19 protein-coding genes and 1 riboswitch are annotated in these 19859 nt (G+C 69.4%); of the genes, 9 read left to right on the plus strand and 10 right to left on the minus strand.

Annotated elements, in window-relative coordinates:
- Positions 1-49: 49 nt before the first annotated feature.
- A complete protein-coding gene (locus ACFWV8_RS36105; protein ID WP_384214353.1) occupies positions 50-994 on the minus strand; it encodes a LysM peptidoglycan-binding domain-containing M23 family metallopeptidase in 945 nt (314 codons plus the stop codon).
- A 4-nt stretch (positions 995-998) separates the two neighbouring features.
- Positions 999-1163: riboswitch (cyclic di-AMP (ydaO/yuaA leader) on the minus strand.
- A gap of 407 nt (positions 1164-1570) precedes the next feature.
- Between ACFWV8_RS36105 and ACFWV8_RS36110 the strand changes: the two genes are divergently transcribed.
- Positions 1571-2371 (plus strand): tyrosine-protein phosphatase, encoded by an 801-nt coding sequence (locus tag ACFWV8_RS36110; protein WP_384214378.1) that lies wholly within the window; start codon positions 1571-1573, stop codon positions 2369-2371.
- A gap of 159 nt (positions 2372-2530) precedes the next feature.
- On the opposite strand, the gene ACFWV8_RS36115 is transcribed toward ACFWV8_RS36110, so the two are convergent.
- Together ACFWV8_RS36115 and ACFWV8_RS36120 are read right to left on the minus strand one after the other, a co-directional pair.
- Positions 2531-3013 (minus strand): cupin domain-containing protein, encoded by a 483-nt coding sequence (locus ACFWV8_RS36115; protein WP_384214355.1) that lies wholly within the window; start codon positions 3011-3013, stop codon positions 2531-2533.
- A 99-nt stretch (positions 3014-3112) separates the two neighbouring features.
- Positions 3113-3952, minus strand: coding sequence for a helix-turn-helix transcriptional regulator (locus ACFWV8_RS36120; protein WP_384214357.1), 840 nt, complete (start codon positions 3950-3952; stop codon positions 3113-3115).
- Positions 3953-4090: 138 nt separating this feature from the next.
- Between ACFWV8_RS36120 and ACFWV8_RS36125 the strand changes: the two genes are divergently transcribed.
- On the plus strand, positions 4091-5041 hold the full coding sequence (locus ACFWV8_RS36125) for an SDR family oxidoreductase (protein ID WP_384214359.1): 951 nt from the start codon (positions 4091-4093) through the stop codon (positions 5039-5041).
- Positions 5042-5059: 18 nt separating this feature from the next.
- Here the strand turns inward: ACFWV8_RS36125 and ACFWV8_RS36130 are convergent, their stop codons facing one another.
- Positions 5060-6478: an ATP-binding protein gene (locus tag ACFWV8_RS36130; RefSeq protein WP_384214361.1), complete on the minus strand. Its 1419-nt coding sequence runs from the start codon at positions 6476-6478 to the stop codon at positions 5060-5062.
- A gap of 187 nt (positions 6479-6665) precedes the next feature.
- A complete protein-coding gene (gene ychF / locus ACFWV8_RS36135; RefSeq protein ID WP_329382265.1) occupies positions 6666-7754 on the minus strand; it encodes a redox-regulated ATPase YchF in 1089 nt (362 codons plus the stop codon).
- 344 nt (positions 7755-8098) lie between these two features.
- On the opposite strand from ychF, the gene ACFWV8_RS36140 reads away from it, so the two are divergent.
- Positions 8099-8632, plus strand: coding sequence for a DUF6542 domain-containing protein (locus ACFWV8_RS36140; RefSeq protein ID WP_384214363.1), 534 nt, complete (start codon positions 8099-8101; stop codon positions 8630-8632).
- 9 nt (positions 8633-8641) lie between these two features.
- Here ACFWV8_RS36140 and ppgK read toward each other — a convergent pair whose 3' ends face one another.
- Positions 8642-9379, minus strand: coding sequence for a polyphosphate--glucose phosphotransferase (gene ppgK, locus ACFWV8_RS36145; protein ID WP_384214365.1), 738 nt, complete (start codon positions 9377-9379; stop codon positions 8642-8644).
- Between the two features lie 34 nt (positions 9380-9413).
- Positions 9414-10442 (minus strand): 4-hydroxy-3-methylbut-2-enyl diphosphate reductase, encoded by a 1029-nt coding sequence (locus ACFWV8_RS36150; protein WP_384214367.1) that lies wholly within the window; start codon positions 10440-10442, stop codon positions 9414-9416.
- Between the two features lie 89 nt (positions 10443-10531).
- On the opposite strand from ACFWV8_RS36150, the gene ACFWV8_RS36155 reads away from it, so the two are divergent.
- From ACFWV8_RS36155 to ACFWV8_RS36170, 4 genes are all read left to right on the plus strand, one after another.
- The gene (locus ACFWV8_RS36155) at positions 10532-12094 is read left to right on the plus strand and encodes an APC family permease (protein WP_384214368.1); all 1563 of its coding nucleotides are present in this window, start codon (positions 10532-10534) and stop codon (positions 12092-12094) included.
- Positions 12095-12225: 131 nt separating this feature from the next.
- Entirely contained in the window at positions 12226-13434 is a 1209-nt protein-coding gene (gene xseA, locus ACFWV8_RS36160; RefSeq protein WP_384214370.1) for an exodeoxyribonuclease VII large subunit, read from the plus strand.
- A gap of 98 nt (positions 13435-13532) precedes the next feature.
- Positions 13533-13790, plus strand: coding sequence for an exodeoxyribonuclease VII small subunit (locus ACFWV8_RS36165; RefSeq protein ID WP_384214371.1), 258 nt, complete (start codon positions 13533-13535; stop codon positions 13788-13790).
- Between the two features lie 204 nt (positions 13791-13994).
- Positions 13995-14585: a malonic semialdehyde reductase gene (locus ACFWV8_RS36170; protein ID WP_384214372.1), complete on the plus strand. Its 591-nt coding sequence runs from the start codon at positions 13995-13997 to the stop codon at positions 14583-14585.
- Positions 14586-14687: 102 nt separating this feature from the next.
- On the opposite strand, the gene ACFWV8_RS36175 is transcribed toward ACFWV8_RS36170, so the two are convergent.
- Entirely contained in the window at positions 14688-15233 is a 546-nt protein-coding gene (locus tag ACFWV8_RS36175) for a DUF4245 domain-containing protein (RefSeq protein ID WP_384214380.1), read from the minus strand.
- A gap of 131 nt (positions 15234-15364) precedes the next feature.
- On the opposite strand from ACFWV8_RS36175, the gene glpX reads away from it, so the two are divergent.
- Positions 15365-16396, plus strand: a complete 1032-nt coding sequence (glpX, locus tag ACFWV8_RS36180; RefSeq protein WP_329382283.1) for a class II fructose-bisphosphatase — start codon at positions 15365-15367, stop codon at positions 16394-16396.
- Positions 16397-16514: 118 nt separating this feature from the next.
- Here the strand turns inward: glpX and ACFWV8_RS36185 are convergent, their stop codons facing one another.
- Together ACFWV8_RS36185 and ACFWV8_RS36190 are read right to left on the minus strand one after the other, a co-directional pair.
- Positions 16515-16889, minus strand: coding sequence for a WhiB family transcriptional regulator (locus tag ACFWV8_RS36185; RefSeq protein WP_329382285.1), 375 nt, complete (start codon positions 16887-16889; stop codon positions 16515-16517).
- 230 nt (positions 16890-17119) lie between these two features.
- Positions 17120-17788 (minus strand): DUF1707 domain-containing protein, encoded by a 669-nt coding sequence (locus tag ACFWV8_RS36190; RefSeq protein WP_384214374.1) that lies wholly within the window; start codon positions 17786-17788, stop codon positions 17120-17122.
- Between the two features lie 350 nt (positions 17789-18138).
- Between ACFWV8_RS36190 and ACFWV8_RS36195 the strand changes: the two genes are divergently transcribed.
- Complete coding sequence (locus ACFWV8_RS36195; protein WP_384214376.1) at positions 18139-19821, plus strand: fumarate hydratase; 1683 nt, start codon at positions 18139-18141, stop codon at positions 19819-19821.
- The last annotated feature ends 38 nt before the right edge of the window (positions 19822-19859 follow it).

The following is a 19859-nucleotide window of genomic DNA, read 5'->3' on the forward strand; positions in this document are numbered from 1 at the left end:
GTACCCGGAGGTACCGGCCGACGGCCGATTACGCGTGGGACGGGACCGCTCAGATGGAAACGCCGTGCTCGCGCAGGTACGCCAGCGGGTCGACGTCGGAGCCGTAGCTCGGACCGGTGCGGATCTCGAAGTGCAGGTGCGGCCCTGTGGAATTGCCGGTCGAACCGGAGAGCCCGATCTGGTCGCCGCCGGCGACCCGCTGACCCGCCGAGACGGACAGCGAGGAGAGGTGGGCGTACTGCGAGTACTGGCCGTCGTCGTGCTTGATGACGACCTCGTTGCCGTACGAACCGGCCCAGCCGGCCGAGACGACGGTGCCGGGGCCGACCGACTTGACGGTGGTGCCCGAAGCGGCCGCGAAGTCAACACCGGTGTGGTAACCGCTCGCCCAACTGCCGCCGGCCGCGCGGTACGGGGTCGTGGTGGTCGCGCCGTCGACGGGCGCGGTGTAGCCGGAGTCGGCGCTCTGCGCGGCGGGCTCGTTCGCCGTGGTGTCGGCCTGCGGGGCGGGCTCCGCCGGCGCGGGCTTCGCGGGAGCGGCCTTCTTTTTGGGGGCGGCCTTCTTCGGGGCGGCCTCGGCCTTGCTCTCGGCGGACGCCTTGGCCTTCGCGCCGATGGTGAGCTTCAGGCCCGGGTGGATCAGCGACGGGTTGTCACCGACGGCCTCGCGGTTGTCGGCGTACAGCTTCTGCCAGCCACCGCTGACCTTCTGCGTCTCGGCGATCTTGGCGAGGTAGTCGCCGGCGGTGACCGAGTACGTCTTCACGGTCTTGGCGGTCGCGGCCTGCTTGGCCGTCTGCGTGGCGGCGGCGGTGTGCGCGGTGGACACGGCGCGCTCGGGCGCCACCGACGGAGCGGCGCTCTGCTCGGCGGCGTGTGCGCCGGTGGCACCGATGAGCGGAATCGCGATGGCGGCGCCACCCGTTCCGGCCGCGATGAATCCGCGGGTGATCGGGTTGGTCCTCGGACGACGGTGCTTACCCTTTCCGGGCATGGCGAATTCCTCTCCGGCGCCTACGAGGTGAGCTGTCGGGTTCGGGCTGGAGATGCCCGGCCGCGCCGTGACGCGGCTTCACCCCAAGCCGTCCGGATCTCCGGACCGGCGTACTACCTGGGTCCCCCGCTCCTGCCACACGTTGATGAGTGCTGGGTGGATGCGGATTCCGAACGGCGGCAGGATTCGGCGATCCGCTCGGATTGCGGTGACGGTAAGCCGCGCACGCCGACCCGTACAAGCCGCTGTTTCTCCCGCGGCAATCCGCTCTCGAATATCGACATACGCGAGCGGTCACCCTGCGTGGATTACGGATCTTCGAATTCCGTGCGGCGTCCCAATTCCCTTCCCGGGCGCGGCCACACACCGTCACGGATATGATCCTGCTCACCAGCCGAGGCCGATCCACCCCCATCTCGGCTGCGACCGGGGCAACTTATGGACAATCACCCAATACGGACAGAAGCCCTATTCGCACGGCACTTTCAGAGGGAATCGATGTCGTAAAGTCGGAGCGCGACAGCGTCGGCGACGAGCGCCGACCGCACACGCGGAGGAGCGCACGTGACGCACGAGGTGCCGCAGCAGGTCCCGCAGGGCGAGCCCGATCTCGCCGGCGTACGCAACTTCCGCGACGTGGGAGGCCTGCCGACCGTCGACGGGCGGCGCGTACGGTACGGACGGCTCTTCCGCAGCGGCCACCTCGCGCACGCCACCGCCGGTGACGCGGCCTTCCTGTCGTCGCTGGGGCTGCACACCATCTTCGACTTCCGCAACTCGGCCGACCAGAAGCTCGACGGTCTGGACGTCGAGCTCGTCGGCGTGCACAACGTCAACATCCCGCTCACCGATCCGGCCGACGGCACCGAGTTCTGGAGGATGGTCCGCGACGGCGACCTCGATCAGCTGCGCTCGATCCTCGCCGACGGCAAGGGCGCGGCCCGAATGTCCGCTTCGTACCGTTCGATCGTTCTTGACCGCACCGCCGAGCACCGGCGTGTGCTGCACGCCCTGGCCGAGGAGAGTCTGCCCGCACTGATGCACTGTGCGGCGGGCAAGGACAGGGCCGGTCTCTCGATCGCGGTGTCGCTGCTCGCGGTGGGCGTGGAGCGGGAGGCGATCGAGGCGGACTATCTGAAGTCGAACGATCCGCACCGCAGGTATCAGGTACGCCGCAGCGACCCGACGCCTGGCGGGACCTCTCCGGAGGTCCTGGAGCTGCTGGCCCCGCTCTTCGACGCGCGTGCGGTGTATCTCGAAACGGCGTTCACGACGATGGAGGAGACGTGGGGCAGCGTCGACCGCTACCTCACGGACGGCCTCGGTCTGACGGACGAGACCCTCGAGCGGCTGCGCTCGCGCCTCGTCGAGGACTAGGGTCTGTCCGGTGGATCTTCGCGGATAGCCCGGGGCGTCTGGTGCGGTGCATCGCAAGGCGCCGAAGTGCCCGCAGGGTGGTTTCCTGTGGGCACTTCGGCAACGCGGCGAGGTGCCGTGCCAGGCGTTCCGGGCCCGCGAAGATCCACCGGACAGGACCTAGTCCACCCAGTACGTGTCGTGCTTGATGAAGAACGCCGTCCGCTCCTCGTCCGTCATCCGCCCGACCGTGGAGACCTTCTCGAAGTACTCCTCGCGCGGAGCGCCGGGCGCGAACAGGATGAGCGTGGAGGCGGGTTCGTCGGAGTCGTTACGGAATCCGTGCAGCCCGCCCGGCGGCACGTACAGGAAGTCGCCCTTCTCGGCGTCGATCCAGCGCTCACCGTCGTACAGCCGGACCGTCCCCTCCAGGATGTAGAACGACTCCGAGATCGTCCGGTGGAAATGAGTGCTCGGACCGCCGCCCCTGGGCACCATGTCCATCCGGTAGAGCCCGAACTCACCGCCGGTCGACACGCTGGACGCCACGAAGTGCGTCTCGCTGCCCGACGGCGACCGCACGTCGGCGGGGGTGCTCGCGGGCCGGAACACCGCGTTGACCTCGCCCGTGTCCCCGTGGTGGCGGGGTTCCGGATACGACATGTTCTGCACTCCCTCGGCACGGAGCCCGACGCGTGGCCGGCCGGTCACGCCACCGCCATCATGCCAACCCGCGCGGGAGGCCCAGCGAGGGCTGCCTTGTCAGTGCGATGACCGCGGTCCGATCACGGACAACAGGTGCAACCTCTCGTAGCTTTCCGTGCCGGGGATGGCGGTGTAGACGAGCAGTGAGTGGGCCTGACCGGGATCGATCAGTCGCTGACACGTCAGCTCAAGGGCGCCGACCTCGGGGTGCTCGAAGCGCTTGGCCTCGTGGGGGTGCACCCCGATCTCATGCTCGTCCCACACCCGGCGGAACTCCTCGCTCCGCTCCAGGAGCAGCTCCGCCAGATACGCGGCCCGGGATCCGGGACCGCGAAGGCCGATGGTCTGGCGCAGCCCCGACGCGTACATCCGGGAGAGGAAGGCGTGTTCTTCGGGCGCGTAACGCTGACGCTCCGAAGGGTCGGTGAACCACCGGAACCCCACGCTGCGCGCCGGGCCGCTGAAGCGGGTCGTGTTCCCGGTGAGAGCGACACCCATGGGGGTCTGCCGCAGGGTTTCGCCGAGCTCCGTGACGATTTCCGCGGGCGTGTCGGCGAGACGGTCGAGGATCCGGAGCAGACCCGGACTGATGTGATCGCCGGCCCCGCCGCGCTCGGGCGCCTGATGTCCCGCGAGGCGGAACAGATGGTCCCGTTCGTCGAGCGAGAGATGCAGTCCCTGAGCCATCGACGCGAGCAGCTGACGCGACGGCCGCGGGCCGCGCTCCCGCTCAAGACGCGCGTAGTAGTCGGTCGACATGTGGCAGAGCACCGCGACCTCCTCGCGTCGCAGACCGCTCGTACGACGCCGGGCACCGCGCGGCAGCCCGACGTCCTCCGGTTGCAGCGCCTCTCGACGGTTTCGGAGAAACTTTGCCAGCTCGACGCGATCGATCATGGTCACTTTCTTCTCAGCGGTGGCGGTCCATCGTTTCTACCGTCTTCGTCCGGCCGGATCCACGGATCGACAATCCCTGGAAGACGGTCGCGGCTTCTTGAAGTGTGGTGACGGGAACACCGACTCAAGGAGCGAATCGTGGCTCGCCGAGCAATCGATATCACCATCCCGGACCTCTCGGGCAAGCGCGCGCTCGTCACCGGCGCCAGCGACGGCATGGGCCTGGAAATGGCCACGCGGCTCGCCGCCGCGGGCGCGGAAGTGATCATGCCCGTCCGCAACCCCGGCAAGGGCGAGAAGGCGGTCCAGGGAATCCGCCACCGCGTCCGCGACGCGAAGGTCTCGCTGCGCGACCTCGACCTGTCGTCGCTCGACTCCGTCGCGGCCCTCGGCGACACCCTCAGCCGCGAGGGCGACCCCATCCACATCCTCATCAACAACGCCGGTGTGATGATTCCCCCGAACCGCCAGACCACCGCCGACGGCTACGAGCTGCAGTTCGGCACCAATCACCTCGGCCATTTCGCCCTCGTCGGCCGCCTCTTGCCGCTGCTGCGGGCCGGCCGCGCCCGCGTGACCTCACAAATCAGCATCGCCGCCCGGAGCGGCTCCATCAACTGGGACGACCTGAACTGGGAACGCGGCTACGACAAGCAGCGCGCGTACGTCCAGTCGAAGATCGCCTTCGGCCTCTTCGGCCTCGAACTGCAACGCCGCAGCCAGAAGTACGGGTGGGGCATCACCAGCAACCTCTCCCACCCCGGCATCGCCCCCACCAGCCTCCTCGCCGCCCGCCCGGAGCTGGGCCGCCCCAAGGACACAGCAGCGGTGCGCGTCATCCGAACGCTCTCGACGCTCGGCATCCTTGTCGGCACCGTCGACACGGCGAAACTCCCCGCCCTGCTGGCCGCCACGTCCCCATCCACCAAGCCCGGCGCCCTCTACGGCCCGAGCGGCCCCGCCAACCTCGGCGGCCCCCCGGCCGAACAGCAAATGTACGAGCCGCTGAGCAGCGCGGACGCCGCCGAACGCCACCGCCTGTGGGAGGTCTCGGAAGAACTCACCAGGACCTCGATCCCCACCACCTGATACGACTCCGGCCGCCACTCACAGCGGCCAAGCGGTCAGCAAATCACCGGGGCCGTAGGTCGCGTCGAGGCCCGGAGATTCGACACCACTGCGCGAGACCGCCACGACGGGAACAGGTTCATCGGTGAGTGCGGCGCGGTGGCGGTGGAGAGCTGCCAGGTCGTGCCGGTCGAAGGGGGACTGCTCCAGCCACTTGATGGAGCCGAGGAAGAGCAGCTCCTTGGCAATGGGGGCGCGGTCCGCACCGATGATGTCGATCTCGACGTCGTTGGTGCGGGTCCAGTAGCCGCCCACTGCGGGGGCCGCGGGTAGCCGGTCGTCGGGCAGTATCCGGGCCAGCGCCTCGCGGACGAGCGGCTCAACCGCCCGGCCGCGCCAGCTGGTCCAGTTCTCCCGAACCCGAGCCAAGGTCAGATCGCCCCGCCCCCGCTCGATCTCCTCCATGGAGGGGCCGAGCAGGTGCAGCCAAAACCGCAGGTAGGGATCTGTCACCCGGTAGCGGCGGTCCTTCGACGGACGCAGCGATACGGGCAGCTCCGCAGCGACGATCCGCTTATCCGTGAGCAACTCCAGCGCTCGTTGCAGCGGCGTGGCCCCGATTCCGCCGGCCGCACGAGCGATGTTGGTGAAGGTCCGCTCACCACTGCCGATGGCCGCCAGTACCGTACGTGCCTGAGCCTGCGGGGGAAACTCGGCAGCCAGCGAACGTTCGGCCGACACCAGCAGGGCCGAGACCGGGTCGCTCAGCGCCTCACCGAGGAAGTCCCACAACCCTGCGCCCCGCGGCCACTCCGCACAGAGCAGCGGCAGCCCGCCGGTGACCAGCGCGGCGTCGAAGGCTTCCGCCGGTTCCAGCCCGAGCATCCGCCCCACCTCGGCGGGGTTCAGCGGCCCGAGCACCATCTCCCGCCCGCGCTGATGAAAGGGCCGCCCATAACTGTTCAGAGCCTCCATCATCGACAGATCGGACCCGATGAGGACCAGCAGCACAGGCTTGGTCTCCAGTACCCGGTCCCAGGCCCGTTGCAGCATCCCCTCAAAGGCGCCATCGGCGTCCATCAGGTAGGGCACCTCGTCGATGACCAGCACGCTCGCCCGGTCGGCGGGCAGCGCCGCGGCCAGCACATCGAAAGCGGCGTCCCAGCTCTCCGGCCGTGCGGCGGCCACCAGCCCCGCCATGGGCAGCGTCGACACCTGGGCGTCCCGGGCCAGCCGTGCCAGATCGTCCCTGGGGGACGCGCCGGTCGCCGCGTAGAACAAGAACGGGGCTCCGGAGCGCTCGGCAAACCGCTCGACCAGTCGCGACTTACCCACCCGGCGCCGCCCCCGCAACATCACGCACCGACCGGGCCGCTCCCCGCCAACCCCTGCCGCCACCTTCTGCAGCTCTCGCTCCAGCGTCGCCAGCTCCTGCCGACGACCTACGAAATCCACCACGCCTGCCGACCTCCACGCATGACACTAACAACGATGTTACTAACATAGAGGTTAGCGTGTGTCTTGCGGCCTGAGCTCTGGACAGTGCTCGTCCCACCAAAGGAAAAACCAGGGGCCCGACCCCGGAGGGTTGGACCCCTTCTGACCTGCGTATTGCCGAGTCAGCGACGTAGCGCCAAGTCACCCGCTAGACGTTGAACCTGAACTCCACCACGTCGCCGTCCTGCATCACGTAGTCCTTGCCCTCCATGCGGGCCTTGCCCTTGGCGCGGGATTCCGTCACCGAGCCCGCTTCCACCAGGTCGGCGAAGGAGATGATCTCCGCCTTGATGAAGCCCTTCTGGAAGTCCGTGTGGATCACGCCCGCCGCCTCGGGGGCCGTCGCGCCCTGTTTGATCGTCCAGGCGCGGGTTTCCTTCGGGCCCGCCGTCAGGTACGTCTGGAGACCCAGGGTCGCGAAGCCGACGCGGCCCAGGGTGGCGAGGCCCGGTTCGTCCTGGCCCATGGACTGGAGCAGTTCGAGGGCCTCGTCGTCGTCCAGTTCGATCAGTTCGGACTCGATCTTGGCGTTCAGGAAGATCGCCTCGGCCGGGGCGACGAGGGCGCGCTGTTCGTTCTTGAAGTCCTCGTCGACCAGTTCGTCCTCGTCGACGTTGAAGACGTAGAGGAAGGGCTTGGTGGTGAGCAGGTGCAGCTCGTGGAGGAGCCGGCCCTTCTCCGTGCCCGCCGAGATGCCCGCGGCGAAGAGCGTCGTGCCGGCCTCGAGGATCTTCTGGGCCTCCTCGACCGCGGCCAGGACGGCGACCTTCTCCTTCTGGAGGCGGGACTCCTTCGTCAGCCTCGGGACGGCCTTCTCGACCGACTGGAGGTCCGCGAGGATCAGCTCGGTGTTGATCGTCTCGATGTCGTCCTTCGGCGAGACCTTGCCGTCGACGTGCACGACGTTCTCGTCCTTGAAGGCCCTGATGACCTGACAGATCGCGTCGGACTCACGGATGTTCGCCAGGAACTTGTTGCCCAGGCCCTCGCCCTCCGACGCGCCGCGCACGATGCCCGCGATGTCGACGAAGTCGACGGTGGCGGGGAGGATCTTCTGCGAGCCGAAGATCCCGGCGAGGACGGCCAGGCGCGGGTCGGGGACGCCGACCACGCCGACGTTGGGCTCGATCGTGGCGAACGGGTAGTTGGCCGCCAGCACGTCGTTCTTGGTCAGGGCGTTGAACAGGGTCGACTTGCCGACATTCGGCAGACCGACGATTCCGATCGTGAGCGACACGTTGGCGACTTCCTGAAGTGAGGACCTGGAGTGAGGACCGGCTGGGCCTGTACGGCGGGGGTGGCCGCCCGGACGGGGGCCGATCCCCCAGTTTACGGGCGCCCCGCCCCGGCGGCGGACGGCAGTCGGTACGGCAGATGGCGGCATCCGGCGGCGCGACACGCCCAGCCTCCGTCGAACGCAACGCCAAGGTCGTCCAAAGGGCGTGTCCATCGCCTGAATCCGACACCCATGCGACCTAGGTTGATCCGGTGGAGCAGCACAGGACACGTCCCCCCCAGCGCAGGCCGCGGCCTGCGCAGAGCCCTCTCCGTCCGCGAGGCGCCGGCGGTGAGGCCGCCGCCGTGTACCGGGTTCCCGCGCCGACCACGCGCCGGGTGCCGCCTGTCGTGCTCACCCTGCGCAGACTGCCGAACCCCCGGCTGACCGGGCTGGGCGCCGGGCTCTTCGCCGCCGCCACCATGTTCGTGATCGGGTGCCTGGACGAGCTGCTGTTCGACGGGGAGCCGCTGGTCTACGGGGTGCTCTTCCTGCCCGTCAGTGCCTTGGCCGCGCTCTGGGTACGGACAGCCGATCTGGTGACCGCCCCGATCACCGTGCCGATCGCCTTCGCCTTCGGCACCCTCCCGATCTCCGGCGGGACCGGCGGTTTCGGCGGGCAGACGATGGCCGTCGTCACCGCGCTCGCCGTGCAGGCGGGCTGGCTGTACGGCGGCACGCTCGTCGCCGGGCTCATCGCCTCCGTACGGAAGGTGCGTCAGATGGGCCGTCGGCAGCGCGCACGCGACCTGGCCGCTGCCGCGCGCGGCAGCGGCCAGGGAAAGGGGACAGGGACGGGGACAAGCGCCAAGGCGGGCGTCGTCGCCCGCCGCGGCTGATTCCCCTTCTCAGTGCTCCGCGGCCGTCATCGCCGCTCCCACGATGCCCGCGTTGTTCTGAAGCTCCGCCGGAACGATCTCCGCCTTGATGCCCTCGATGAGCGGAACGAATCGGTCCGCCTTGCGGCTGACCCCGCCGCCGATGATGAACAGTTCCGGCGAGAACAGCATCTCCAGGTGCGCCAGATACTTCTGCACCCGGTGCGCCCAGTGGTGCCAGCTGAGGTCGTGGTCGTCCTTGGCCTTGGTCGACGCGTGCTTCTCCGCGTCGTGGCCGTTCAGCTCCAGATGACCCAGCTCGGTGTTGGGCACGAGCCTGCCGTCGATGAAGAGGGCGCTGCCGATCCCCGTACCGAAGGTCAGCAGGAAGACGGTGCCCTGACGGCCCTTCCCCGCGCCGAAGGTCATCTCGGCCACCCCCGCCGCGTCCCCGTCGTTGAGGATCGTGACGGGCAGGCTCAGCCGCTCGCCGAGCAGGCTGCCGGCGTCCGTGTCGATCCAGCGCTTGTCGACATTGGCCGCCGTACGGATCACCGAGCCCGTGACCACTCCCGGGAAGGTGACGCCCACCGGGCCGGACCAGTTGAAGTGCTCGACCACCTCGACGACACGGTCGGCCACCTCGTCGGGGGTGGCCGGCTGCGGGGTGAGCACTTTGTGACGCGGCTCGGCCAACTCGCCGCGTTCCAGGTCCACGGGCGCGCCCTTGATGCCAGAGCCGCCGATGTCCACTCCGAAGACGTTCATGGACGCAACGTTACGGGGAGATGACCAAGCTCCTCTACTTCTCGGCCAGGTGCGCGGCCTCCGCGCGCAGGTCACGGCGGAGTTCCTTCGGGAGCGAGAAGACGATCGACTCCTCGGCCGCCTTGACGATCTCGACGTCCTCGAAGCCGTACGTGGTGAGCCACTCCAGGACACCCTCGACCAGGATCTCGGGGACGGACGCGCCCGAGGTGACCCCGACCGTGCTGACGCCTTCCAGCCACGCCTCGTCGATCTCGTCGGCCGAGTCCACGAGATGGGCGTCGCGGGAGCCCGCGCCGAGGGCGACCTCCACGAGCCGTACGGAGTTGGAGGAGTTCTTCGAGCCGACGACGATGACCAGGTCCGCGTCGGCGCCCATCTGCTTGACGGCGATCTGCCGGTTCTGCGTCGCGTAACAGATGTCGTCGCTCGGCGGCGCGATGAGCAGTGGGAACTTCTCCTTGAGCTTGTCGACCGTCTCCATCGTCTCGTCCACGGAGAGCGTCGTCTGCGAGAGCCAGACGACCTTGGACTCGTCGCGCACCTCGACGTTGGCGACATCGCCGGGTCCGTCGACCAGCGTGATGTGGTCGGGCGCCTCGCCGGAGGTGCCGATGACCTCTTCATGGCCGTCGTGGCCGATCAGCAGGATGTCGTAGTCCTCGTTGGCGAAGCGGACGGCTTCCTTGTGGACCTTGGTAACGAGGGGACAGGTCGCGTCGATGGTCGCGAGCTTGCGCTCGGCCGCCTCGTCGTGGACGACGGGGGCCACGCCGTGCGCGGAGAACATGACGATCGACCCCTCGGGGACCTCCGCCGTCTCCTCGACGAAAATCGCGCCCTTACGCTCAAGGGTCCGCACGACATACTTGTTGTGGACGATTTCGTGGCGGACATAGATCGGCGCCCCGTACTGCTCCAGAGCTTTCTCCACGGCGATCACGGCGCGGTCGACGCCCGCGCAGTAACCACGGGGCGCGGCGAGCAGGACGCGTTTGCCGGCGCGGCGCGCGGCGTCTCCACTGGGGGCGGCGGCGGGCGACGGGCTGGGCGTAGCAGTCATGTCCACCATCGTAAGGCCGTCCAGAAGAGGCGGAAGATCACCTGTCGGGCCGAGACTGAGGCACTGAGTGATCGACGGAGGGACGCGCGATGGCCGGCAGCGGTGCGGACGGTTCGGGCGGTGCGGGGGATACGGGGGATGCGGACGCTTCTGGTGGTTCGGACCCGCGTACGGGCGGCGACGGTGCCGGCGGCTTCGATCTGGATCCGGGACCGGACCTGAGTTCGGACGTACCCGGGGGCGTACCCGCGGACGTACCCGCCGGCGGGCACACGGGCGCGCACGGCGAGGCGGGGGAAGGACCGGGCGAGGACGGCGGGCTGCGACGGACTCTCGGATTCCGCGATCTCGTCGTCTACGGGCTTCTGTTCATCGCGCCCATGGCGCCCGTCGGCGTCTACGGCACGCTCGACGCCAAGTCGCACGGCGCCGTGGCGCTGGTCTATGTCTGCGCCACCGTCGCGATGGCCTTCACCGCCTTCAGTTACGCGCAGATGATCCGGGTCGCGCCGCAGGCCGGTTCGGTCTTCGCGTACGCGCGCAAAGGGCTCGGCGAGGGGCCCGGGTTCATCGCCGGGTGGATGGCGATGCTCGACTATCTGCTGATCCCCGCCGTGGCGTATCTCTTCGCGGGCATCGCGATGGAGGCACTGGTGCCTTCCGTCGACCGGTGGATCTGGACCGGGATCGCCGTCGTGATCACCACGCTGCTCAATCTCCGGGGCGTACGGGCCGCCGCGCGTGTCGGCTTCTTCGTGCTCGCCATGGAGATCGTGGTGCTGATGGTGTTCGTGGTGTCGGCGATCGTGGTGCTCGTACGGGACGGGGCGACGCGCGGCTGGCTGTCCCCCTTCACCGGCGATCTGGACTTCTCCATGACGGCGGTCCTGGGCGCGGTGTCGGTCGCCGTGCTGTCGTATCTGGGCTTCGACGCGATCGCCTCGTTCGCCGAGGAGGTGACGGGCGGTTCGCGGAAGGTGGCGCGGGCGGTGCTGTTCTGTCTGGTGCTCGCCGGTGTGCTGTTCATCGCGCAGACCTATCTCGTGGCCCTGCTCGAACCGCTGAGTTCGGCGCAGCTGGCCGCCGACCCGGTCAAGCAGGGGTCGGCCTTCTACGACGCCGTGGACGCCTCTGTAGGAACGTGGCTGCACGACCTGGTCGCGGTGAGCAAGGCGATCGGCGCCGCGTTCGCCGCGCTGGCGGGCCAGGCAGCCGCCGGGCGGCTGCTCTTCGCGATGGGCCGCGAACGGCGGCTGCCGCGACTGCTGTCCCGTACGGACGCGGGGACGCCCCGGGTGGCGCTGCTGCTCGCGGCGGTGGTGACCCTCGTCGCCGCCGTGTGGGCGGCCAGGACCGGCGACGGGCTGGACCATCTGGTGTCGGTGGTCGACATCGGAGCGCTGACGGCGTTCATCCTGCTGCACGCGTCGGTGGTCGGGTGGTTCGCGGTACGGCGCATGGAGGGACGGCCGCGGATCATGGCGCATGTGGTGCTGCCGGTGGTCGGCGCGGCCGTGCTGGTCGCGGTGATCGTGGAGGCGGCGGGGACGGCGCAGGTGGTGGGCGCGATCTGGCTGGCGATCGGACTGGTGGTGCTCGCGGTCCAGTGGCGTCGCGGCCGGGTCGCGCCGAAGGATCCGTCGATTCCGTAGGGTCCGCCGAGTCCGGCCGCCCGTCACGTACGCCACGTACGCCGCGCCCGTCCCCCCACGTCCCGTAGGGACGGGACGAACCCGCCCCGGCGTGGGCCGCGTTGTCAGAGGCGGCCGATACGCTCGTCGGTATGGCTCTCAACACGTCCGCGGACACCCCGCTGCCCGTCGGGGAGGTGTCGCGCCTCATCGGCGGCTGGATCGACCGCCTCGGCGCCATCTGGGTCGAGGGGCAGATCACCCAGCTGTCGCGCAGGCCCGGCGCCGGGGTCGTGTTCCTGACGCTGCGCGACCCGTCGTACGACATCTCGGTGAGCGTCACCTGTTATCGGCAGGTCTTCGACGCGATCGCCGACGTCGTGTCCGAGGGCGCGCGGGTCGTGGTGCACGCGAAGCCGGAGTGGTACGCGCCGAGGGGGCAGTTGTCGCTGCGGGCCACGGAGATCAAGCCGGTCGGTATCGGCGAACTTCTGGTCAGGCTGGAGCAGTTGAAGAAGTCCCTGGGCGCCGAGGGGCTGTTCGCCGCCGATCGCAAGCGCCCGCTGCCGTTTCTGCCGCAGCTGATCGGCCTCGTCTGCGGGCGGGCGTCGGCGGCCGAGCGGGACGTCCTGGAGAACGCGCGGCGGCGCTGGCCCGCCGTCCGCTTCGAGGTGCGCAACACGGCGGTGCAGGGCGTCAACGCGGTGAGTCAGGTCGTCCAGGCGGTCAAGGAGCTGGACGATCTGCCCGAGGTCGACGTGATCGTCGTGGCGCGGGGCGGCGGCAGCGTGGAGGATCTGCTGCCGTTCTCGGACGAGCAGTTGGTACGGGCGGTGGCCGACTGCCGTACGCCCGTCGTGTCGGCGATCGGCCATGAGCCCGACTCACCGTTGCTGGACCTGGTCGCCGACGTACGGGCGTCGACGCCCACGGACGCGGCGAAGAAGGTCGTGCCGGACGTCGGCGAGGAGCTGGACCGCGTACAGGCGCTGCGCGACCGCGCCCTGCGGACGGTCCGGGGGCTGCTCGACCGGGAGGAGCGCGGGCTCGCCCACGCGCTGGCCCGGCCGGTGATGGAGCGCCCGCAACGGATGGTGGAGGAGCGCGGGAGCGAGATCGACGCGCTGGCCGACCGCAGCCGGCGGGTGCTGCGGCATCTGCTGGACCGCGCGGACTCGGAGCTGTCGCACACCCGGGCGCGCGTGGTCTCCCTGTCACCGGCGGCGACGCTGGAGCGGGGATACGCGGTGCTCCAGCGGCCGGACGGGGCGGTCGTCCGCTCCCACTCGGAGGTCACGGCGGACCAGGAGCTGCGGGCGCGGGTGGCGGAGGGCGAGTTCACGGTGCGGGTCACCGAATGAGTCGCGGGCACGCGGCGGGGGGCGGGGGCGGCCGGTCTCCCTGCACGCCCGCTTCTTCACGTATGTCGTTGTCGTAGACCGCACATAGGGTGGATCACATGGCCAAGAAGGACAGCGGGACAGCAGCGCCCGCCGGCGCGGACGCGCTCGGCTACGAGCAGGCACGGGACGAGCTGATCGACGTCGTACGGCGCCTGGAGACGGGCGGTACGACCTTGGAGGAGTCGCTGGCCCTCTGGGAGCGGGGCGAGGAGCTGGCCAAGGTCTGCCGCCGCTGGCTGGACGGCGCCCGCGCCCGCCTGGACGCCTCGCTGTCGGACCCGGAGCCCGCACCGGCGCCCGGCCCCGACGCCTGAAAGCCCGAGGCCTGAGGCGCCGGGCCTCGGGGCCGCTCGGGCAGTGATCACCAGCTGCCATCGCAAGACCCCATTGTCAACATCATGTGAAGCGGGCCACGACAGCCCCGATTTTTGTTGAAGGTTCATATATCCAGGCGTACGTTTGACGGAGTCGCTCGATCGATCATTTGATCGCTCTGCCCGTTCGGAAGGTACGCCCCGATGTCCCTCGTTCTTGACCCCGCCACCCAGGACCTCCTCTTCCGCGAGGCCCGTACGGCCAACACTTTCACCGACGAGCCGGTGACCGAAAAGCAGATCCAGGCGATCTACGACCTCGTGAAGTTCGGCCCCACCGCCTTCAACCAGACGCCGCTGCGCGTCGTCCTGGTCCGCTCCCCGGAGGCCCGCGAGCGCCTTGTCCAGCACATGGGCGACGGCAACAAGGCCAAGACGTCCACCGCGCCGCTGGTCGCGATCTTCGCCGCCGACAACGAGTTCCACGAGGAGCTTCCCGAGCTCTTCCCGGCTTTCCCCGGGGTCAAGGACGCCGTCTTCTCCGAGCGTCTGGTGCGCGAGCAGAACGCCGGCATGAACGCGGCTCTCCAGGCCGCCTACTTCATCGTCGGCATCCGCGCCGCCGGTCTCGCCGCCGGCCCGATGACGGGCTTCGACCACGCCGGCGTCCAGAAGGAGTTCCTGGACGGCGACCACACGCCGCTGATGATCGTGAACATCGGCAAGCCCGGCGACGACGCCTGGTTCGCACGTTCCCCGCGCCTGCCCTACGACGAGGTCGTCACGACCGTCTGAGCGGCGCGTCCCGTCGGCCGGGAAGGACCGCTTCCCCCCTGCGCCATGACGAGGCCGCCGCCCCTCTCCGGGACGGCGGCCCTGTCCTCGCTCTCGAACCGCTCAGGCCTCGCCGGAGCCGGCAGCCCCCGCGGACTCGCCGCCCGGCTCCAGCGCCTCCGCCATCTCGACCAGCCGCTCGTACGGCGCCGTGCCCGTCACCACTGTCGTCGCCCCGTCCCCGGTGCGCACCAGGGCGTCGTACTTGGGGCCTTCCCAGCGCTGCCACGTCTCGCCGGCCACCCGCGCGGTCTTCCCGGTGTCCTCGGCGTCGTGCGTGACCTCGGCGATGTACTTGCCCGCCGGATCCGTCGACTGCTCCACAGCCACGTACTCACGGTCGGGATCCAGGAAACCGAGATGCCAGGAGTTGCCTTCCTGTCGCGCGTACGACACGGACGTCGGCTTCCATGTCGTGGGAAGGCCCTCGGGGGCCAGCACCGGATAGGGTGCCGCGCGCTGCGCCGTCGTCAACTCGACCCGGTAGTCGACCGCCTTGAGGGGATCCGCGTCCTCGTCGTGCGGGTTGGCGATGTAAATCACCCCGGCGACGGCGACGATGACACCCATCGACAGGAACATGTCCCGTACCGACTGTTTGACTCGCATACCTGCCACGTCCCCATAGTCGCATCAAGGGTTCACGCTCATACGTGGGCCCCTCTGCTCATTTTGTCGACGTACCGATAGAGTCGCAGCACCCTCATTCCGGCCGTCGCCGTACAGAAAGGTGCGTTCCGATGACCGAGCACCAACTCCCGCCTCCGCTGGAGGTCTCTCCGGAGGCCCCCGACCGCAACCTCGCCCTCGAACTCGTCCGGGTCACCGAGGCCGCCGCGATGGCGGCCGGCCGCTGGGTCGGCCGGGGCGACAAGATCGGCGCGGACGGTGCGGCCGTGAACGCCATGCGCACCCTCGTCTCGACCGTCTCGATGAACGGCGTCGTCGTCATCGGCGAGGGCGAGAAGGACGAAGCCCCGATGCTGTTCAACGGCGAGCGGGTCGGCGACGGCACCGGTGCCGAGGTCGACATCGCCGTGGACCCGATCGACGGCACCACGCTCAACGCCAAGGGCATGAACAACGCCATCGCCGTGCTCGCGGCGGCCGACCGGGGCACGATGTTCGATCCGTCGGCCGTCTTCTACATGGACAAGCTGGTGACGGGCCCCGAGGCCGCCGACTTCGTGGACATCACCGCGCCCGTCTCGGTCAACATCCGCCGCGTCGCCAAGGCCAAGAACTCGTCTCCCGAGGACGTCACGGTGGTCATCCTCGACCGCCCACGCCACGACGGGATTGTCAAGGAGATCCGCGAGACGGGAGCGCGGATCAAGTTCATCTCGGACGGCGACGTGGCCGGCTCGATCATGGCCGTACGCGACGGCACGGGCGTCGACCTGCTGATGGGCATCGGCGGCACCCCCGAGGGCATCATCTCGGCGTGCGCGATCAAGTGCCTGGGCGGCACGATCCAGGGCAAGCTCTGGCCGAAGGACGCCGCCGAACGGCAGCGTGCGCTGGACGCCGGGCACGACCTGGACCGGGTGCTGTCGACCAACGACCTGGTCAGCGGCGACAACGTGTTCTTCGTCGCGACGGGCATCACGGACGGCGAGCTGCTGCGCGGGGTGCGGTACCGCTCGGAGACCGCGACCACCCAGTCCATGGTCACGCGCTCCAAGTCCGGCACGATCCGGCAGATCGACTCGACGCACCGGCTGTCGAAGCTGCGCGCCTACAGCACGATCGACTTCGACCGCGCGAAGTAGGCCCGTACGCCGAGAAGCGCCTGAAGCCGGTACGCGTGAAACCGGGGCGCCCCTGCCTGTGCGGCGGAGGCGCCCCGGTCACGGCTGATCGGGACAACTCATCGGGCGGGACGGGCGGTCAGCCCGCCGCGGCGATCCGGCCCGTGGCCGCCGCCGCGTTCCGCAGCTCCACCTCACGGCGCCTGCGGCGCGCCAGGACCACCCGGCGCTCGGCGGCCGTCAGGCCGCCCCACACCCCGTACGGCTCCGGCTGGAGCAGTGCGTGCTCCCGGCAGTCGACCATCACCGGGCAGCGGGCGCAGACCCGCTTCGCGGCCTCCTCACGCGCCAGCCTCGCGGCCGTCGGCTCCTTGGAGGGGGCGAAGAACAACCCGGCTTCGTCCCGGCGGCACACCGCCTCTGTGTGCCAGGGTCCGGCCTGATCCTCCCGAGCGGGACTCCGCTGAGGCGGTACGGCGGCGACCTGCAGGGGCTGATGCGGCATTGACAGCACGGTCCACTCCTGACGACGGCTTCGCGAGCGAGAGACGATGCAGCAGTCCCTACCCGCTGTACGCGCGCCTAAGCACTGAGTGGCACTGAGATGCGATGTGCGGAATCGTGTGCGGAATGCCGAGCCACCGTGCCCGGCCTGGCCGAAAGCCGCCCCCGCGGGACCCCAACCGGAACCGGAATCGGTACCGGCCGACGTCCGGGCGGCACCCGCGCCCCCGTGTGCGTGGATCAGTGGCCCAGGTGCTTGCGCAGCCGCCTGTTGAGGTCCGCGATGAACTTCCCGCGCTTCGGCCTGGCTTCGATGCTGCCGAAGACCGAGTAGCCGTTGACGACCACGACCGGGGCGTCCGGCTGGGTGCCCTCCAGCGTGCGGACCTCGAAGTTGCCGAAGATGCCGGTGCCGCCGCCGCGCAGGGAGATGTTCTCCGGGACCCGCACCTCGATGGAGCCGAAGATCGCGGTCGCGTTGATCACGGTCGTGCGCTGGCCGAAGATCGCCTCGGCCAGATCGATCTCGATGTTGCCGAAAAGGGCGAAGGCGTTCGTACGACGGCCCACCCGCCAACGTCCCTTGCGGGTCGAACTGCTGAAGACCGCGACCATGTTGTCGGCGGGCTCGGTCTCGTCGTCGGGGCCGTACGTCTGGGGTGAGGCGGCCGGCCCCGCGGTGGTGGGGGTCGCCGGCAAGTCCCTGACCAGCGGCTCCAGTTCGCCCATGGTCTTGGCGCGGTAGACGGCGTCGATCCGCTCGGAGTGCTCCTCGGCATCCAGGCGACCGAGCGCGAGGGCTTCCCTGAGGATGTCGGCGATCCGGTCTCGGTCGGCGTCGGACGCCCGGATCGCGGAGTCGGGCTCCGCCGGTGCGACCGGCTTCTGGGAGTGCTTTTCGAGGTCCACCGCACCAGAGTAGCGAAACGCGATAGATCGCGACTAGGTCCTGTCCGGTGGGTCTTCGCGGATAGCGCGGGGCGTCTGGTGCGGTGCATCGCAAGGCGCCGAAGTGCCCGCAGGGTGGTTTCCTGTGGGCACTTCGGCAACGCGGCGAGGTGCCGTGCCGGGCGTTCCGGGCCCGCGAAGACCCACCGGACAGGGCCTGGGGTGCTGTCCGGCGGGTCTTGGCGGGGCCCCAACGGCGATGCGCCCCTCCTCCTACTGAGTCTCACCTCACCCCGTCCGGCCGCGCTGCACGTCTTACGCTGAGAGGCGCGCTGCCCGACGAAGGTCAGCCGCCGTCTGCCGAGTGAGGAATGGCCGAAATGCCAGAGTTTGCGTACTCCGATCTGCTCCCTCTTGGAGAGGACACCACGCCGTACCGCCTGGTGACCGCCGACGGTGTCTCCGCCTTCGAGGCCGACGGCCGTACGTTCCTCAAGGTCGCCCCCGAGGCGCTGCGCACGCTCGCCGCCGAGGCGATGCACGACATCTCGCACTATCTGCGCCCGGCCCACCTCGCCCAGCTCCGCAGGATCGTCGACGACCCGGACGCCTCGTCCAACGACAAGTTCGTGGCGCTCGACCTCCTGAAGAACGCGAACATCGCCGCCGCCGGCGTGCTCCCCATGTGCCAGGACACCGGCACCGCCATCGTGATGGGCAAGCGCGGACAGAACGTCCTTACGGAGGGCGGCGACGAGGCCGCCCTCTCGCACGGCATCTACGACGCGTACACCAAGCTCAACCTGCGCTACTCGCAGATGGCCCCGCTGACCATGTGGGAGGAGAAGAACACCGGCTCGAACCTGCCCGCGCAGATCGAGCTGTACGCGACCGACGGCGGCGCCTACAAGTTCCTCTTCATGGCCAAGGGCGGCGGTTCGGCCAACAAGTCGTTCCTCTACCAGGAGACGAAGGCCGTCCTGAACGAGACCTCCATGATGAAGTTCCTGGAGGAGAAGATCCGTTCACTCGGTACGGCGGCCTGTCCGCCGTACCACCTGGCGATCGTCGTCGGCGGCACGTCCGCCGAGTTCGCGCTCAAGACCGCGAAGTACGCCTCCGCGCACTATCTGGACGAGCTGCCCGCCGAGGGCTCCCCCACCGGCCACGGTTTCCGTGACAAGGAGCTGGAGGAGAAGGTCTTCGAGCTGACACAGAAGATCGGCATCGGCGCGCAGTTCGGCGGCAAGTACTTCTGCCACGACGTGCGGGTCGTACGGCTCCCCCGGCACGGCGCCTCGCTGCCGGTGGCGATCGCCGTGTCCTGCTCGGCGGACCGCCAGGCCGTCGCGAAGATCACCGCCGAGGGTGTCTTCCTTGAGCAGCTGGAGACCGACCCGGCGCGCTTCCTGCCCGACACCACCGACGAGCATCTGGACCGGAGCGGCGAGAGCGACGTCGTACGGATCGACCTCGGCCGGCCGATGGACGACATCCTGGCCGAGCTGACCAGGCACCCCGTCAAGACCCGGCTCTCGCTGACCGGAACGCTGGTCGTGGCGCGCGACATCGCGCACGCCAAGATCAAGGAACGGCTGGACGCGGGCGAGGAGATGCCGCAGTACCTGAAGGACCACCCGGTGTACTACGCGGGGCCCGCCAAGACGCCCGAGGGGTACGCCTCCGGGTCGTTCGGCCCGACGACGGCGGGGCGGATGGACAGTTACGTGGAGCAGTTCCAGGCGGCGGGCGGCTCGAAGGTCATGCTCGCCAAGGGCAACCGTTCGAAGCAGGTGACCGACGCCTGCGGCGCGCACGGCGGTTTCTACCTCGGTTCGATCGGCGGCCCGGCGGCGCGGCTCGCGCAGGACTGCATCCGGAAGGTCGAGGTCCTGGAGTACGAGGAGCTGGGCATGGAGGCGGTGTGGAAGATCGAGGTGGAGGACTTCCCCGCGTTCATCGTCGTGGACGACAAGGGCAACGACTTCTTCACCGAGCCCGCCCCGGCACCGACGTTCACCAGCATTCCGGTGCGGGGACCCGGCCTCGCGTAAGCCCCGGGCGCGGTCCCGGACCCGGCCGGGTCCGGGAC

Origin of the sequence: Streptomyces sp. NPDC058665 (assembly GCF_042714995.1) — a bacterium.
Classification (GTDB): Bacteria; Actinomycetota; Actinomycetes; order Streptomycetales; family Streptomycetaceae; genus Streptomyces.

Coding starts and splice junctions, on each gene's coding strand:
- ACFWV8_RS36105 (WP_384214353.1), bottom strand. CDS start 994: ATGCCCGGAAAGGGTAAGCACCGTCGTCCGAGGACCAACCCGATCACC.
- ACFWV8_RS36115 (WP_384214355.1), bottom strand. CDS start 3,013: ATGTCGTATCCGGAACCCCGCCACCACGGGGACACGGGCGAGGTCAAC.
- ACFWV8_RS36120 (WP_384214357.1), bottom strand. CDS start 3,952: ATGATCGATCGCGTCGAGCTGGCAAAGTTTCTCCGAAACCGTCGAGAG.
- ppgK (WP_384214365.1), bottom strand. CDS start 9,379: ATGAACGTCTTCGGAGTGGACATCGGCGGCTCTGGCATCAAGGGCGCG.
- ACFWV8_RS36150 (WP_384214367.1), bottom strand. CDS start 10,442: ATGACTGCTACGCCCAGCCCGTCGCCCGCCGCCGCCCCCAGTGGAGAC.
- ACFWV8_RS36155 (WP_384214368.1), top strand. CDS start 10,532: ATGGCCGGCAGCGGTGCGGACGGTTCGGGCGGTGCGGGGGATACGGGG.
- xseA (WP_384214370.1), top strand. CDS start 12,226: ATGGCTCTCAACACGTCCGCGGACACCCCGCTGCCCGTCGGGGAGGTG.
- ACFWV8_RS36165 (WP_384214371.1), top strand. CDS start 13,533: ATGGCCAAGAAGGACAGCGGGACAGCAGCGCCCGCCGGCGCGGACGCG.
- ACFWV8_RS36170 (WP_384214372.1), top strand. CDS start 13,995: ATGTCCCTCGTTCTTGACCCCGCCACCCAGGACCTCCTCTTCCGCGAG.
- ACFWV8_RS36175 (WP_384214380.1), bottom strand. CDS start 15,233: ATGCGAGTCAAACAGTCGGTACGGGACATGTTCCTGTCGATGGGTGTC.
- glpX (WP_329382283.1), top strand. CDS start 15,365: ATGACCGAGCACCAACTCCCGCCTCCGCTGGAGGTCTCTCCGGAGGCC.
- ACFWV8_RS36195 (WP_384214376.1), top strand. CDS start 18,139: ATGGCCGAAATGCCAGAGTTTGCGTACTCCGATCTGCTCCCTCTTGGA.